Below are 14,234 nucleotides of genomic sequence, written 5' to 3'. Positions count from 1 at the left end.
TTGCTAATCCCCCACCTGTCCCAATCCATTTGTTACCCTGCCCATCTATCGCAATAGCCCAAACATAATTACTCGGCAGTCCTGACCCCTTGGTATAGTTAACCTTCTCGCCAGTTAGCATATTTAACTTAACTAAACCACCACCACTTGTCCCAACCCAAATATAATCCCCCTCAATTGCAAGTGTATTAATGAAATTACCAGTAGTGAAATTAATCCATTCTGGATTTTGTGAAAATGAAAAATTGAAAACTAAAATCAACCCCAAAATTTTTAATTTTTTCATTGTTATCCCCCTCCCATTTTTATGTTTTGTCTGCCCTCGAGTAAAATATAATAAAAAATTAATCATTTATCAATAGTATCTCCAGCTCACATCCGTTCATCTTTCAACTTTTTTCACTTTATCAAAACCATTTTCTTACTCGCCTCAAAATTATCAGCTTTAACTCTATAAATGTAAACCCCGCTTGGCAAATCATCAGCTCTAAACTTAACAACTCTTTCACCAGCCTCAAATTTCTCATCTTTGACGACTGTTTTTATCTTCCTCCCAGCTACATCAAAAACTTCAATCGTTACATTTGCTGATTTCGGAAGAGCAAACTTTATATTTGTCTCAATGTTAAATGGATTCGGATAATTTTGGTAAAGAACAAAATCTTTGGGTAATGTCTTTTGAAAACCAGTATCGGTGATGACCTGCAACCATCTTTCTCTTGCTCTTAAAACTGAATTTTTTAAAACCTTTAAACTATCACCACATACAATCGCAAAACCAATTTTCAAAGTATCATTGTTTTTAAAAATTCTCGTCCCACCCGAGATCACAACCGAAATATCACCTGCCCCAGCACTTGCTCTTCTCACTCCTTTATAACTTAACGCTTCCCACTTCTCAGATTTCGTAAATCCATCATAAATTCCCCAAAGTTCATCCCCAGCATTATTTATAAACCAAACTCCCTGCTCATCTAAATTTAAAAGAGCAATCCCCGTTAAAGTTTTTTCACCATTTGGATCAGTATCATAGATATAAACAAAATTCCCAACTTGATCATAAACCACGACATTATCATATGCGCTCCCAAGGTCAAAATCAAGGAATAAGCCAGCTCTGAAATTTTGATAATCAACCCCTGACCTGTTAATAATAGAATATTTAAGCAAAACGAAATTCATATCATCAAAAGTTTGATCAAATGCGAAGCTATTAAGCAAAACCTCAATCCCAACCCTATTTTGCCCAGGTGCGAGTGAATCTGTAAAGATTGAGAAGCCATCTTGAGCGGAGATTTCCCCAGGCGTTTTAAGATAAAAAGATGTTTTAGGTGAAAAATCGCTATTTTGTCTCTGTCCTGTCTCATCCCTTGCAACATCCACAATTTTTGAACTGCTGATTCCTGCCATAAAAGCACCTTCAAAAAGTAAATTATTCCCACCACGATAAATTAAACCCTTACCTTGCGTATTTGAAGGATAGTCATTGAAAGCAAGGTTACCACGACTTGTTACGGTTAAAGTTATGAAATTAGCATTATGATCCCTAAATGTAGGTCTAACAAAAACTTTGAAATACACGAAATCATTATATGAGCCAGAATAAATTTTAACGACGAACTTAACTGTGTAATTTTCAGGGGTATTGGGTAAAATTTTAAATTTAAACGGCTCATCTGAATTGTTTTTAGACTGTAAAGTTCCGAGAGAGCCTATCGTAAAAATCCCGCTTATTATCTGAACATAAGGGTCTGTGGTTTCAAGCTGTGCGACAAGATTTGAAGCCGAAGCGAGATAATTCTTAAAAGTTCCCTTAATTTGTATCACTTCACCAGGATCAATTGCGCCGTCTTTATTCCCAAGAGAATCATCAATCACAAAATCTTCAAATCTCACAGCTGGCGAGTTAATTGTTAAAGCTCTATATGCATTTACACGACCATAGCCAAGTTGATAACGATAACTTGGATTTTTATCATCTATAGGTTCAGCTGTAACCCTGATTTTTTCAGCCACTTGATCAGGTGTTAATTCAGGGAACTTTGCTCTCACAAGCCCAGCGATTCCAGCCACAAGCGGACTTGCCATTGAAGTCCCGGTTAAATTTGTATATGTATCGTTATACCAGGTGTTAAAAATTCCACCATCAACAGAAAAAACTCCACCTGGGGCACAAACATCAACTGTTTCTCCAAAATTTGAATAACCAGCTTTGACATCATTTGAGTCAACAGAGGCAACGCTTAACACATGCTTATATCCAGATGGAGAGTGAAATTCATCACTTCTATTATTTCCGGCAGCAGCAACAACGAGCGCACCCTTTGAAGTGGCATAATTGATTACCTCCTGTTCAAATCTTGAGCCACCCCCACCACCCCAACTACAATTTATAACTTTTGCGCCATTATCAACCGCATAAACGATACCCTCATAACCATAGTAAATTAAATTATCTGAATCATCATCAATAGAAACCTTAACAGCCATAATTTTACACTTAAAACCAGCGCCCGCAACCCCTATGCCATTATTCGTCACAGCAGAAGCAATGCCCGCAACATGAGTCCCATGAACTGGCTTCTTCTCGCTCGGGTCATTGTCTTGCTTTGCCCTATCGTTGTTAAAATTATCTTTTCCCCCGAAATCCCAACCAATAAAATCATCAACATAACCATTCTGATCATCATCAATTCCATTGTTTGGAATTTCCCTCCAATTACGCCATATATTTGCCGAAAGATCAGGATGATCAAGGTCAATCCCTGTATCAACAATACCAATCACTATATTTGTATCACCTTGGGTTATATCCCAAGCAAGTGGAATTTCAACCTTCCTGAGATACCATTGACGGCTTAAAAAATATGGATCATTTGGAACAAAACAAGGTTTATAAATATAATGTGGCTCAGCGTATTCAATGCTTTTAAGTCGTGAAAGCTTTGAAATGACAAAGTTGACATCCATCATCTCCGAAAAACGGACAATATAAAATAAACTTAAATCTGGCTCATCACTTTTTAACAATTTCCCCTCATGATTCGGAAACATCTTTTCAACTGATTTTATCCCAAGTTGAACAGCCACATTGTTAAATTCATCTATTTCAACTTTTCTCAAACCAAGCAAATTTCTGTATTCCGCTTTAAACTTAACAATCGCAATCCCAGGTATAAACAAACGCTCGTTGTCACCTTGTTTATAAAAATTTTTTACCGTCGCAAACCCAACGAATTCAAAATTATCTTCGCCGTAAAAGAAAGGCGAAACAAGCAACACAATCAAGCAAAAAGAGAACAACAAAAAAAGACGCATTGACAACCTCCCAATTTGAATTTAAATTTCATCGCCCAAATCAAAATGAAAAACCAAAACCAGCTGAAAGGACATTAACACTTCCAATTGAATAATCAACATTCAAATCAAAAATTGCCAGACCCAGTTTCAATCCAGCAGTCGCCCTGAAATTATTTTTCCCCTTTAAACTTAAACTTATTTCCTGCGGTGTCCCAATAGGTGGTTCATAACTATAATTTATATCAGCCGAAAATGTTTCATATCCAACACCTCCATAAAGTGTGAAGAAAATAAAACTTTTGCTCGCATGAGCGTTTACGCTCAAAGCAGTCGCCTTAAGATAATTTCCAATTTTTAATTGTTGATACACACCTTGAATTGCAACATTTACTGGAAACATCGGAATATACTGGCTTATGCTGTGCCCCAAACCAATCCCAAGAAGATTGACGCTTCCAATGTCATCATTAATTTTTATTAAGGGAACAAATCTAACAAGAAGTTCAGAATTCATCGTTGATAAGCTTACCTGTGAAACAGCAAGCGGAACAAGGGTCAAACCAATACCACCAGGTAAATCAACATCTTGAAGATTTCTATACCTTGTTCTTGCCCCACCATCCTTTTTCCCCAAAACTGTTGCCGTTTTGACACTTGAAGGATTATAATCCGAACCAAGCTCAGCTGTAAATTCTTTCATAGACGACGGAACAAAAACAGCCATACCCTTAACGCCAACATAAAATCTGAAAAGTTTGCTCATAGATGCAGTATGATAAAGCCCAGAATTCAAATTTGCTCCCATTACATCAACAAGCGGTTGAATGTAACCTTTAACTGCAGACTCAGGGAGTTTAGTTAAATTATTATCAACCTGCGCTGAAACAGTTGAAAACAAAACAATAAAAATGCCAACTAATATGATAATGCGGTTCATCTTATGCCTCCTTTTTGTTTTTTAATTAACTTACCCTTTCAAGAACAAAATTAGTAAGTTTTATCAGAGACTCCTTTGCTGGTGATTCAGAAAAATCAACGATAAATTGTTTCGCCCTCTCAAGGTAATCTTCGGCTACTTTCAAAGTATAATCAATTCCTCCATACGCTTTGACAAAATCAATCACAAAATAAATATCCTTAATCTCTGGATTATTTTTTATGATTTTAATCACACGCCGAGCCTCTTTTCCAGGTGAATTCTTCAAAGCGTAAATTAATGGTAAAGTTATCTTACCCTCCCTTATATCTGAACCAACTGGTTTCCCCGTAATATTACTATCACCCATATAATCAAGCAAATCATCACGCAATTGAAAAGCGATTCCTAAATTTTCCCCAAAATTTTTAAGCTTATATGCCACGCTCTCATCATCAGTTGCGCTCACAGCACCGAGCTCGCAACAAGTTGAGATAAGAGAAGCTGTTTTATCCGAAATTATTCTAAAATATATTTCCTCGTCAATGCTATTTCCCCTTGCACTTTGAATTTCAAGCAATTCCCCTTCGCTCATTCTTCTTACCGCTTCACTTGTTATATGGAGGAACTTATATTCCTTGTTCTTTAAGGATAAAAGTAATCCCTGAGCCAGAAAGAAATCACCAACGAGGACAGCAACTTTGTTCCCCCAAATTGCATTTAACGAAGGGAAACCACGCCTCATATCGGATTCATCCACAACATCATCATGGATAAGAGTTGCGGTATGAAGAAGCTCAACAAGCGTAGCTGCATGAAAAGTTGATTCATTTATATCTCCAACGAGTTTTGCGGATAGAAAAACGAGCGTTGGTCTTATTCTTTTACCCTTCTGCCTTAAAATATAATGAACAATTATGTTAAGAAGCTTAACCTTTGAAAACATCGTCCTTTTAAAAGAACGCTCAAATTCAATAAGCTCTTCCTTGACGGGCTGTATAATTTCATTTAAATTCACATTTTTAACAATTTTGTTTTTAAATTTTAGGTTTTTTTCCTGTAAGCTGAACGACAAATATGCTAATTTCATAAAGCAAATAAAGGGGGATTGCAAGAGTGGCTTGACTTGCGATATCAGGTCCTGGGGTTAACACAGCAGCTATTATCAAAATTACAACAACAGCATGCTTTCTATAATGCCTCATGAAAGCAGGCGTTAATATGCCAATCCTACCAAGAAAAAATGAAAGCATCGGAAGCTCAAATACAATCCCGGATGCAAGAATAAGCCCGATGACAAAACTCATATACTCATTTATTGCAATTATATTTTTTATTTCCCCGCTTCCAAACCCAGCAAAAAATTTTAACGAAACGGGAAGAAGAACAAAATAAGCGAAAACTATTCCAGCAAAAAAACAAAAAGATGAAAAAAGCACTATCCATAAAACATATTTCTTTTCCCGTGGCAATAAACCTGGCTCAACAAATTTCCAAAATTGATAAAGCGTGAAAGGTAAACTCAAAACAAATCCAGAAATGACAACAACCTGCATATAAAGCATAAATTGACCGTAAGGCTTGAGATTCTGAAGTTCAAACCCAGCTTTTTTGGCTGGAACAATCAAAATCCCATTAACTATTGTATCACTGAAAAGAGCACAAAATATAACTCCAACAATAATCCCAAGCAACGACTTTATAATCCTTGACCTCAACTCCTCAAGGTGCTCCCAAAATGTCATCTCCTTTTCATAAACCTCAACTTCATTAGCATTTGCATTCTTCGTATCAATCTCAGCCATCTTCCTTCAATTTTTTCGTTGAACTTGTTTTGATTAAGTTAAACAATTAAAGAGTAAAAATCAATTTTAATGACATCAAGCTCATTTGAGCAGTATGATTAATTTTCTTAAATTTACGCCGATAATTTATTTGTGAAAATAAAAACAAAGCTAAAATGGAAACAATCAAGGTTGCATTCCTATGGCATCAACATCAACCCTATTATAAAGAAGATGGCGAATATCTTCTACCGTGGGTCAGATTCCATGGAATTAAAGATTACTGGGATATGGTAAGAATACTTGATGACTACCCAAAGATAAAACAAACATTTAATCTTGCCCCTTCACTCATCATCCAAATCATAGACTATGTCAAAAACAAAGCTGAAGATAAAATTCTTAAGCTCACACTAAAAAAAGCCCAAGAACTTACAGAGGACGACAAATTTGAAATTTTGAAAAACTTCTTCATGGCAAATTTTGATAGAATGATAAAACCTTATCCAAGATATCTTGAACTTTTCAACAAACGTGGCGGATTTTCATACAACACGGAAAAATTTGAAGAAGTAAGCCCCAACTTTACCGAGCAAGACTGGCTTGACCTCCAAGTTTGGTACAACCTCGTTTGGGTTGGCGAATATAGCAAATACGATGAACCGTTTAAAAGATTTTTTGAAAAAGGAAGGAATTTTACAGAAGAGGAAAAACAACTCTTAATTCGGGGACACTATGAAATTTTATCCAGGATAATTCCAAAACATGTTGAAGCCCAAGAAAGAGGACAAATTGAAGTTAGCATAAGCCCCTTTTATCACCCCATTCTGCCATTGCTATGCGATAATTCAATAGCTAAAATTTCCTCACCTGATATAAAACTGCCAGCTAAAAAATTTACACATCCAGAAGATGCCGATGCCCAAATAAAAAAATCAATTGCACTTTACGCTGAAATTTTCGGTAAAATGCCAAATGGAATGTGGCCAAGCGAGGGAAGTATAAGTGAAGAGGTTCTAAACCTAATGGCTGAAAATAAAATTAAATGGACAGCATCAGATGAAGAAGTTCTGTTTAAATCCCTTGCCCTTGAAAACGATAAAACAAAAAACATTGACAGGCTCAAAATTTACAAACCGTATTATATCAAAACTCCATTTGGAGAAATTAAAATTGTCTTTAGAGATCGCATACTCTCCGACTTGATTGGATTTGTATATTCAAGCTGGAACCCTGACGATTCAGCGCGCGACCTTGTAAATAGAATTTTAAAAATTCGTGATGATATAATAAAAAACGAAGGTGAAGAAGCATTGAAAAACTCAATCATAAGTATAATCCTTGATGGTGAAAATTGTTGGGAATATTACCAAAGCGATGGAAAAGATTTTTTAAGAACACTTTACTGGCTAATTTCAAACGATGAGAGAATTGAAACTGTAAGATTAAATGATTTCCTTGCAAACGCCGAAGCAGTTGAATTGAAAAAGGTTTTCCCTGGTTCGTGGATAAACGCAAATTTTAAAATCTGGATAGGACACGAAGAAGATAACAGAGCATGGGATTTGCTTAAGCAGACCCGTGATTTCCTCACCCGTGAGATCTCAAAAGGCAAACATAGTGAAGATAAAATCAAAAAAGCATGGGAAGAAATTTATATTGCCGAGGGAAGCGATTGGTGTTGGTGGTTCGGAGATGAACATGTAACCGCACAAGCGGACGAATTTGATATGCTCTTCAGAAAACATTTGATAAGGGTTTACGAGATTCTTGGAGCTGAACCACCAATTGAACTTCTACACCCAATCAAACGCAAATTTGTTAAGTTCTTTATTGTTGAACCAAAGAAATTTATTTACCCAACGGTTGATGGCTCAAGAACACGAAACTATGAATGGGAAGGAGCGGGTTATTACGATGTCGCACAAACTGGAATGACAATGCATCAAACATTTACAATTGTAAAAAGAATTTACTTCGGATTTAACGAAGCAAATTTCTTTATCAGAGTTGACACATCAAAAGATTTAACCCAAAACCATAAAATTGAAATACACTTCATTGAACCATGCGAAATAAGGATTGAATTTAATCACGAAGGCTTCTCTGTAAGAAAAATTGGGAGAAAAGATAAACAGGAGATATTTGAGATAAAATATGCATTTAAAGAAATTTTTGAATTTGCAATAAGCAGAAAAACATTGTGTGCAGAAGGAGAAATTTCAAAAGTTAAATTTCACATTCATGTTTATGAAGATCACAAAGCGATTGAAAAATGGCCAAAGGAAGAATCAATCGTTATAAATTTTAAAAATAAAGCCCAATGAATGGGCAGGCACCCCTGCGTCACACGAGATTGATTGCCTACCGTTGCTCCCTTCCGGGCCTGGCGGGGTTCAGCAACATCCCGTTGCGCAGGACCTTACCCAAACATTGGGCAATCGTGCCCGGGACCGGACTCGAACCGGTACGTCCCTTTCGGGACACAGGATTTTAAGTCCTGTGCGTCTACCATTTCCGCCACCCGGGCATAACTTTTTCAAAATTTAAAAAACCATACCTTTAAAATCAAGTTATCTGGAAGCGTGAGAGAACCGGTCTCATATGTTTAAAATCATCCACAAAAATATTTACCCCCAAACTATTCAGTAATCCGCCAAAAAGTTTATTATATCATCAAGCGTCCTCCCCACTATGAGATGCCACCTGTTATCCAACTTCATAAGAACCGCCGATATGAATATACGATCCGCTTTAATAATTATCTCCCCACCCCCAGTCTTATATAAAGTTGCACCCTCAAGCAAAATTATATCATCTTCATTTATAAACTCAAATATCCGCCTATGAGAACCCCCATCAAACCCCTCTATCACACCAGGTGTCACCTTTATAACCTTAACATTCTCAATAATGTTCACTGACGAAACACCAAGACCATGAAGAATCCGCCTTGCTTCTAAATTGGAATAAATCTGGGAAAATGAAAAAGAGTTCAAAAAGATTAACAGAAAAACAACATAGAAAAGATAAAAGCGATAATGATAAACCTCAGAATCTTTATGGCAAAAATCAGAATGTTTAAGACGAAGCATGTTTTAAATCTCCACTATATTTTTCCTTTGCAAACTTTGAAGTTGTTTTTCTATTTAAAATTAAAAATTCAACAAAAAATATCAAAAGCAACAAACCTATGTTAAATTAACAAAATCTCTCAAAGTGCCAATATCTCTCTAAATGATCAACCTTAAACCATTTGCTCTTTACAATTTTCACTTTTTCTTCCCAGCCTGCGATTTCCACAGCTCATAATTTTTTCTAATATCTTGCAAAACTTCAATATCAATTAAATCATCATTTCTGATCCTGACATCATAATTTTCCCAGCCCATAAAGTTTTGTAAGGATTTTTTCGTCTTTTCATCAAAAACCCCGTTCACTGGTCCATCGTAAAACCCGCGATCTTTCATAATTTGCTGAAGCTCCCTACATATCTTATCATCTATTTTGATGAGATTTTTAGGATCGCTCTTAAAGAAGTAAAGTTTATGGAGTTGATAAAGGCGTTGAAGCTCTTCTAAAGGTTTTGGGTGATCGTAAATACTTATATCAATGTAATTATCCATTGTGCTATCATAACCTGCTCCTTTTTTAACAACGAGCAAAGCAGCGGACTGTTCACCTCGCCTATCACCACCAGCTTTCCCACCTGCAACAAGAGCTGCTACAAGCCGATCTGCAAGAGTTCCTTTTGTCTCTTCAAATGTTTTTGCCATAGCTTCAACTGTTCTTTGATCAACAAGTATATTCCCCTGCACCGCATAATATTTACCAACTATTAACTCTCCTTTCCCTCCATATTTCTTTTCATTTCCATAGCCCACAATTCCACCAGCCCAATCAAAGCATTCTTCTCCAGTCCAGCATGCCGAGTTCCCCTTAAAATCAACAATCCCAACCTGTCTTACTGCTTTTTGCGGGTCATTTTGCAGAAGAATTTGCAACGCCTGCTCAGCTGTTGCCCCATTTTCAAGAAGTGCAAGCCCAACAGGACCATATGCAACATTCGCAAAGCTTTGTGTTGCGATTGCCCCAACATTTGCCTTTGCCCATGGAACAATTGGTCTCACATTTGGAAATTTTGACTGCACCGCAACCCCAGCTTCATTCGCCTGTGGATCAAAAGCAACAATTGAAAATGTCGCGCATATCTTCGGCTCAATAAACTTAGATGAGAAATTAACAAATAGTAAAACCAAGAGCGCAACCACAAAAATTGAAACCAACCTCATTTTAGCACCTCCATTTGTTTAATTTTATAAACTGGAAAAATTACCTTTCTTTTATCTTCAATTTCACGCCCCAAAAACTCATCAAAGAAATTCCAATTTACAAACCCATCGTCGCTTTCTGGCTCAAGAAGATAAAAAATTAAATTTAACTTCGGCTGTCTTACCGAAACATAATAATAACCACTGTCAATCTCAATTTCAACATCCTCATAATGACCAAACAGTCTCGCTTCGTTATGTCCTTGAAACTTCCTCTCCGAATACTTAACACTATCAATGATGAAAACTTCTGCAATCGCCCTAAATTTATCTTTAACCCGCTCAACGCTTATCCCGTGTTCAAGGAGTTTGTCCGCTACATTTTTAAATTCAGTACTGAAAACATAAGCAAGCGGAACTAACCTCTTTTCAACAATTTTAAACTCACCAAAATTTTTTGTCTCAAAAACCTCAAGCTTCTCGTTTACTCTTCTTTTTTTCTCCCCTGTCAATGTATCAACATATTCAATCAACCTATAACCATAAATTTTTTCCAGTCTGTCAAATTCCTTTACCTGAAACCTTATCCCAAGAGAGTCAACTTCCCCAGAAACAGAGATCTCATCTGCTTCTTTTATCAAATTCATAATCTTTTTGCGATTTTTCACTGCAAACCTTAAAATTTCCTCAATAAATTTTTCAGTCGCATCAATTCTCGTTCTAAAATCTGCATAAGCATATGCTTCACTCAAAATTGCAATACGATTCATCAATCCAATATAATTGGTCCCAAATCTCGGTCTGTGATCAAAAGTTATCCAACCCTTTGATGGATCAAGAGGATCAATAAAATTACCATAGTAATAAATTCTGTAGCCATAATTTTCCCACATCCGCTTCGTTATCTCAGGGAATAGCTCTTCTCTCACAAAATTTGTGACCTTTGAATTACTATTCGGATTTAATCCTGTTGCATATGTCAAGACATAACCATGATACGAACCATTTGTTGTATGGCAATCAATCACAATGTGTGGAAGCCATTTGTTGATCACATTAATTATGAGAGACCTTATTTCAGGGGTTTCAAGTTTTGTAAAGTCACGATTTAAGTCAAGACCTTGTGAATTTTCTCTTACCCCGACCCCTCCTTCAGGTCCATTCTGGTGTGCTCTGTTGCTTTTGCTTATTTTTTCATTTCCATCGGCATTTAAAATTGGAACAGTAAGGACAACGGCATCATCAAGAAGCTTTTTTAAATTCTCATCAAGGTGAAATTTTCTAATTATATGTAAAATCGCCTCTTTCCCTTCAACTTCACCAGCGTGGATGTTCCCAATAATCAAAATAATGATTTTATCAGAAACTCTTTTGTCTTCCGGTGACGAAATCTTTGGATCCGAAAGTATTACAAGAGGCAAATCACGTCCCTCATAACTTTTTCCAAACATAGTCACACTCGCAATTGGACTTAACTTAACAACTTGATCTATAAAGTTAATCACATCAGAATATGTTGATGTTTGAGTATAATTACTTAACTCCGCACGAGATTTTGGAAATTCTCCAATTTGAAGCATTAATGAAATTATCAGCAAAAGCATCTCTCATTTTTGCCTTATTATATATTCAAGTCCCTCTGGGCTAAAACTTACAAGTTTAAGATATTCAGGTAAGATTATTTGAGGTTTAACAAGCCCTGTTTTATCGTTTAACACATCATGATAGCTTACAAGAACTTTTATAACTGTGTCTTTGTCAAGCTCTAATGGAACGACCTTGGAAATAGTTCCCCTCACGACAACTTTTATATCAGGTGGGAAAAGTATAACTTCTTTATCAGCCGGGATTCCAGTAACATGCACCGCAACGACAAATTCACGCTCAACAATTTGCTCAACCAGAAACTTAACTTGAGCGAAGTCGCTACTTATCTTTATCAGTTTTTGATTCGGATTCAGAATTTTAACTTTAGTATTAACTTCCTGTCCTATTTTATCAATCAAAATTTTATCTGTAAACACTGAATCAATTTTTGACACCATTGATTCGGGTCCAGAAACCACAACGCTATCTGGGAAAATTTTTGGGGGATATGCGAAGCTGTTATTTTCATTTTTCAACTCATATGAAAGCACAACTGGAACTTTCTTTTCCATTCTCTGTTCAAGTTCAAAACTTAATGTATCAGGTTCAATTCCAACGAAGTTAACATCTTTAGGAAGTGAAATTTGAACACGGGGATTATTAAGCAGATTAAGGTGTAATGTTTTGTGTATATTTGAGAGATCAATTGAGACATGTGGTTTGGATAAAAAATAAAAGGGCAGGATTTTCCAACCCCGCCCTTTTAATCTGATATTGACAAATTCAGGGTAATCATTTTTAATTGCTTTTTCAGGACGGAGATTTTTTATCAAAATCCTCGCCTTGAAACTATCTTCATATTCACCATTGAGATTAACAATTAACCAAAGAAGAAAAGCAAAGGCAAATGAAATGATAAATGAGATATATCTTTTCATTTAGCTTCAACCAAACTTCGCTTTGATAATTTTTTCAATAAGTTCTTCCTTTGTCGCCCTTGAAATTTCACGTCCTGTTAATTCAATATCCTCAATTCTCCTTGCTATAGAACGAAGTTGCATCACACTAAAATTTTCAAGATAAGAGCGAAGTTCATCTGGGGATTTTGCTTCAGGCAAATCAACTGGGTCAGCTTGCAATTTCCCGCCCGCAATTTGATATGGTTTCTCTGGATAAATTAACATTTCAAGATCATCAATTGGTCTTGGGATGACATGGACTGATACAAGTTCACCAACTCTTTGAGCAGCTGCTGCACCCGCATCAACCGCTGCTTTAACAGCTGCAACTTCACCAATTATCTTAATCGTCACATAACCACCCCCGATATATTCCTTTCCAACCAATTTAACATTCGCAGCTTTGCAAGCTGCATCTGCTGCTTCAATTGCAGCTACAAGCCCTCTTGTTTCTATCATTCCCAATGCATATTCAATCATAAATTTAAACCCGATTTTGATTTTTTAACTTTTATTTTCCTTCGGGTCGCTTTGGCAAAATGAGCTCAACATCCGCATGCGGTCTTGGGATGACATGGACTGATACAAGTTCACCAACTCTTTGAGCAGCTGCTGCACCCGCATCAACCGCTGCTTTAACAGCTGCGACATCTCCACGAACCATTACTGTCACATACCCACCACCAATTACTTCTTTACCAATCAAAGTTACCTTCGCAGCTTTACACATCGCATCAGCTGCTTCAATAGCTCCAACTAAACCCTTTGTTTCAATCATCCCAAGTGCATCAAGTGTTTCTGCCATGGGGAAGTTCCTTATTTTGTTTTTGTTTCAGCATCTGAAAAAATATAATCACTTGTTTTTAAATTATCAAGTTAGGACGTAATCACATTGCGCTTATTCTTTTCACCAAAGTGCGAAAATAGCACCTTTATAATTTTTCTTCAGCTCCTTTAAACTATCTCCTCCAAACTTTTCAAGCACCGCGTTTGCGATAACTGGCGCAATCACAGATTCAGCAATTATACTTGCTGATGGAACTGCGCAAAAATCTGAACGCTCATACCTTGATTTTACAGGCTTCAACTTTTTTAGATCAACACTGTTAAGACCTTTTATAACAGTTGAAATTGGTTTCATCGCTACTCTTAATACTATCGGTTGACCATTTGTCATCCCACCTTCAATTCCACCTGCGCGATTTGTTTTACGATAAATTTTCCCATTTTTTACGAAGATCTCGTCATGCACCTCTGAACCAAATTTTGTTGCATTCTCAAACGCTGGACCTATTTCAACTCCCTTTACAGCTTGAATTGACATAATTACCTGCGCAAGTAATCCATCAAGCCTTCTGTCCCACTGCACATAACTTCCAAGGCCAATGGGCAGTCCAGTGACAATAACTTCAAAAAT

At 36.6% G+C, this 14,234-nt stretch carries 13 protein-coding genes, 1 tRNA gene and 1 other RNA gene; 1 reads left to right on the top strand and 14 read right to left on the bottom strand.

Translation table 11 applies throughout. The annotated features are described in order from the left end of the window. The 5 genes from AT685_RS04615 to tatC all read right to left on the bottom strand — a co-directional run. Positions 1 to 286, bottom strand: a 286-nt coding sequence (locus AT685_RS04615) for a two-component regulator propeller domain-containing protein (RefSeq protein WP_159420480.1), incomplete at its 3' end; no start/stop codon positions are given. Between the two features lie 113 nt (positions 287 to 399). Continuing rightward, positions 400 to 3,318 (bottom strand): S8 family serine peptidase, encoded by a 2,919-nt coding sequence (locus tag AT685_RS04610; RefSeq protein WP_072151735.1) that lies wholly within the window; start codon positions 3,316 to 3,318, stop codon positions 400 to 402. A gap of 40 nt (positions 3,319 to 3,358) precedes the next feature. Then, positions 3,359 to 4,237, bottom strand: coding sequence for a DUF6588 family protein (locus AT685_RS04605; RefSeq protein ID WP_072150452.1), 879 nt, complete (start codon positions 4,235 to 4,237; stop codon positions 3,359 to 3,361). Between the two features lie 25 nt (positions 4,238 to 4,262). After that, positions 4,263 to 5,306, bottom strand: a complete 1,044-nt coding sequence (locus AT685_RS04600) for a polyprenyl synthetase family protein (RefSeq protein WP_320409070.1) — start codon at positions 5,304 to 5,306, stop codon at positions 4,263 to 4,265. Beyond that, positions 5,254 to 6,021, bottom strand: a complete 768-nt coding sequence (gene tatC / locus AT685_RS04595; protein ID WP_072151734.1) for a twin-arginine translocase subunit TatC — start codon at positions 6,019 to 6,021, stop codon at positions 5,254 to 5,256. Before tatC ends, AT685_RS04600 begins: the two co-directional genes overlap by 53 nt. A 155-nt stretch (positions 6,022 to 6,176) precedes the next feature. On the opposite strand from tatC, the gene AT685_RS04590 reads away from it, so the two are divergent. Further along, positions 6,177 to 8,327 (top strand): glycoside hydrolase family 57 protein, encoded by a 2,151-nt coding sequence (locus AT685_RS04590; protein WP_072151733.1) that lies wholly within the window; start codon positions 6,177 to 6,179, stop codon positions 8,325 to 8,327. Here AT685_RS04590 and ffs read toward each other — a convergent pair. The 9 genes from ffs to AT685_RS04545 form a co-directional block, all read right to left on the bottom strand. After that, an RNA gene (gene ffs / locus AT685_RS04585) (signal recognition particle sRNA small type) lies at positions 8,327 to 8,427 on the bottom strand. The two genes, AT685_RS04590 and ffs, sit on opposite strands and share 1 nt — an antisense overlap. 17 nt (positions 8,428 to 8,444) lie before the next feature. After that, positions 8,445 to 8,530: transfer RNA gene (locus AT685_RS04580), tRNA-Leu, on the bottom strand. Between the two features lie 115 nt (positions 8,531 to 8,645). Further along, positions 8,646 to 9,095 (bottom strand): hypothetical protein, encoded by a 450-nt coding sequence (locus AT685_RS04575; protein ID WP_072151732.1) that lies wholly within the window; start codon positions 9,093 to 9,095, stop codon positions 8,646 to 8,648. Positions 9,096 to 9,272: 177 nt separating this feature from the next. After that, positions 9,273 to 10,292 (bottom strand): DUF1028 domain-containing protein, encoded by a 1,020-nt coding sequence (locus AT685_RS04570; RefSeq protein ID WP_081040588.1) that lies wholly within the window; start codon positions 10,290 to 10,292, stop codon positions 9,273 to 9,275. Beyond that, positions 10,289 to 11,875, bottom strand: coding sequence for a M14 family metallopeptidase (locus AT685_RS04565; RefSeq protein ID WP_072151731.1), 1,587 nt, complete (start codon positions 11,873 to 11,875; stop codon positions 10,289 to 10,291). Before AT685_RS04565 ends, AT685_RS04570 begins: the two co-directional genes overlap by 4 nt. Positions 11,876 to 11,878: 3 nt before the next feature. Further along, a complete protein-coding gene (locus tag AT685_RS04560) occupies positions 11,879 to 12,796 on the bottom strand; it encodes a CdaR family protein (RefSeq protein WP_072151730.1) in 918 nt (305 codons plus the stop codon). A gap of 6 nt (positions 12,797 to 12,802) precedes the next feature. Beyond that, positions 12,803 to 13,297: a BMC domain-containing protein gene (locus AT685_RS08755; protein WP_072151729.1), complete on the bottom strand. Its 495-nt coding sequence runs from the start codon at positions 13,295 to 13,297 to the stop codon at positions 12,803 to 12,805. Positions 13,298 to 13,328: 31 nt separating this feature from the next. Next, positions 13,329 to 13,622 (bottom strand): ethanolamine utilization microcompartment protein EutM, encoded by a 294-nt coding sequence (eutM, locus tag AT685_RS04550; RefSeq protein WP_072151728.1) that lies wholly within the window; start codon positions 13,620 to 13,622, stop codon positions 13,329 to 13,331. 102 nt (positions 13,623 to 13,724) lie between these two features. After that, positions 13,725 to 14,234: chorismate synthase (locus AT685_RS04545; protein ID WP_143713122.1), on the bottom strand; the 510-nt coding region annotated here is incomplete at its 5' end.

Source organism: Candidatus Kryptobacter tengchongensis (genome assembly GCF_001458555.1).
Lineage (GTDB): Bacteria > Bacteroidota > Ignavibacteria > Kryptoniales > Kryptoniaceae > Kryptonium > Kryptonium tengchongense.
Note: the sequence above shows the minus strand (reverse complement) of the source record. Positions and strands in the feature narration are given on the sequence as shown.

What these genes read in the sequence shown, in the direction of transcription:
- tatC (WP_072151734.1), bottom strand. Translation starts at nt 6,021, where the DNA reads ATGGCTGAGATTGATACGAAGAATGCAAATGCTAATGAAGTTGAGGTT.
- AT685_RS08755 (WP_072151729.1), bottom strand. Translation starts at nt 13,297, where the DNA reads ATGATTGAATATGCATTGGGAATGATAGAAACAAGAGGGCTTGTAGCT.
- AT685_RS04570 (WP_081040588.1), bottom strand. Translation starts at nt 10,292, where the DNA reads ATGAGGTTGGTTTCAATTTTTGTGGTTGCGCTCTTGGTTTTACTATTT.
- AT685_RS04575 (WP_072151732.1), bottom strand. Translation starts at nt 9,095, where the DNA reads ATGCTTCGTCTTAAACATTCTGATTTTTGCCATAAAGATTCTGAGGTT.
- AT685_RS04600 (WP_320409070.1), bottom strand. Translation starts at nt 5,306, where the DNA reads ATGAAATTAGCATATTTGTCGTTCAGCTTACAGGAAAAAAACCTAAAA.
- AT685_RS04565 (WP_072151731.1), bottom strand. Translation starts at nt 11,875, where the DNA reads ATGCTTTTGCTGATAATTTCATTAATGCTTCAAATTGGAGAATTTCCA.
- AT685_RS04560 (WP_072151730.1), bottom strand. Translation starts at nt 12,796, where the DNA reads ATGAAAAGATATATCTCATTTATCATTTCATTTGCCTTTGCTTTTCTT.
- eutM (WP_072151728.1), bottom strand. Translation starts at nt 13,622, where the DNA reads ATGGCAGAAACACTTGATGCACTTGGGATGATTGAAACAAAGGGTTTA.
- AT685_RS04590 (WP_072151733.1), top strand. Translation starts at nt 6,177, where the DNA reads ATGGAAACAATCAAGGTTGCATTCCTATGGCATCAACATCAACCCTAT.
- AT685_RS04605 (WP_072150452.1), bottom strand. Translation starts at nt 4,237, where the DNA reads ATGAACCGCATTATCATATTAGTTGGCATTTTTATTGTTTTGTTTTCA.
- AT685_RS04610 (WP_072151735.1), bottom strand. Translation starts at nt 3,318, where the DNA reads ATGCGTCTTTTTTTGTTGTTCTCTTTTTGCTTGATTGTGTTGCTTGTT.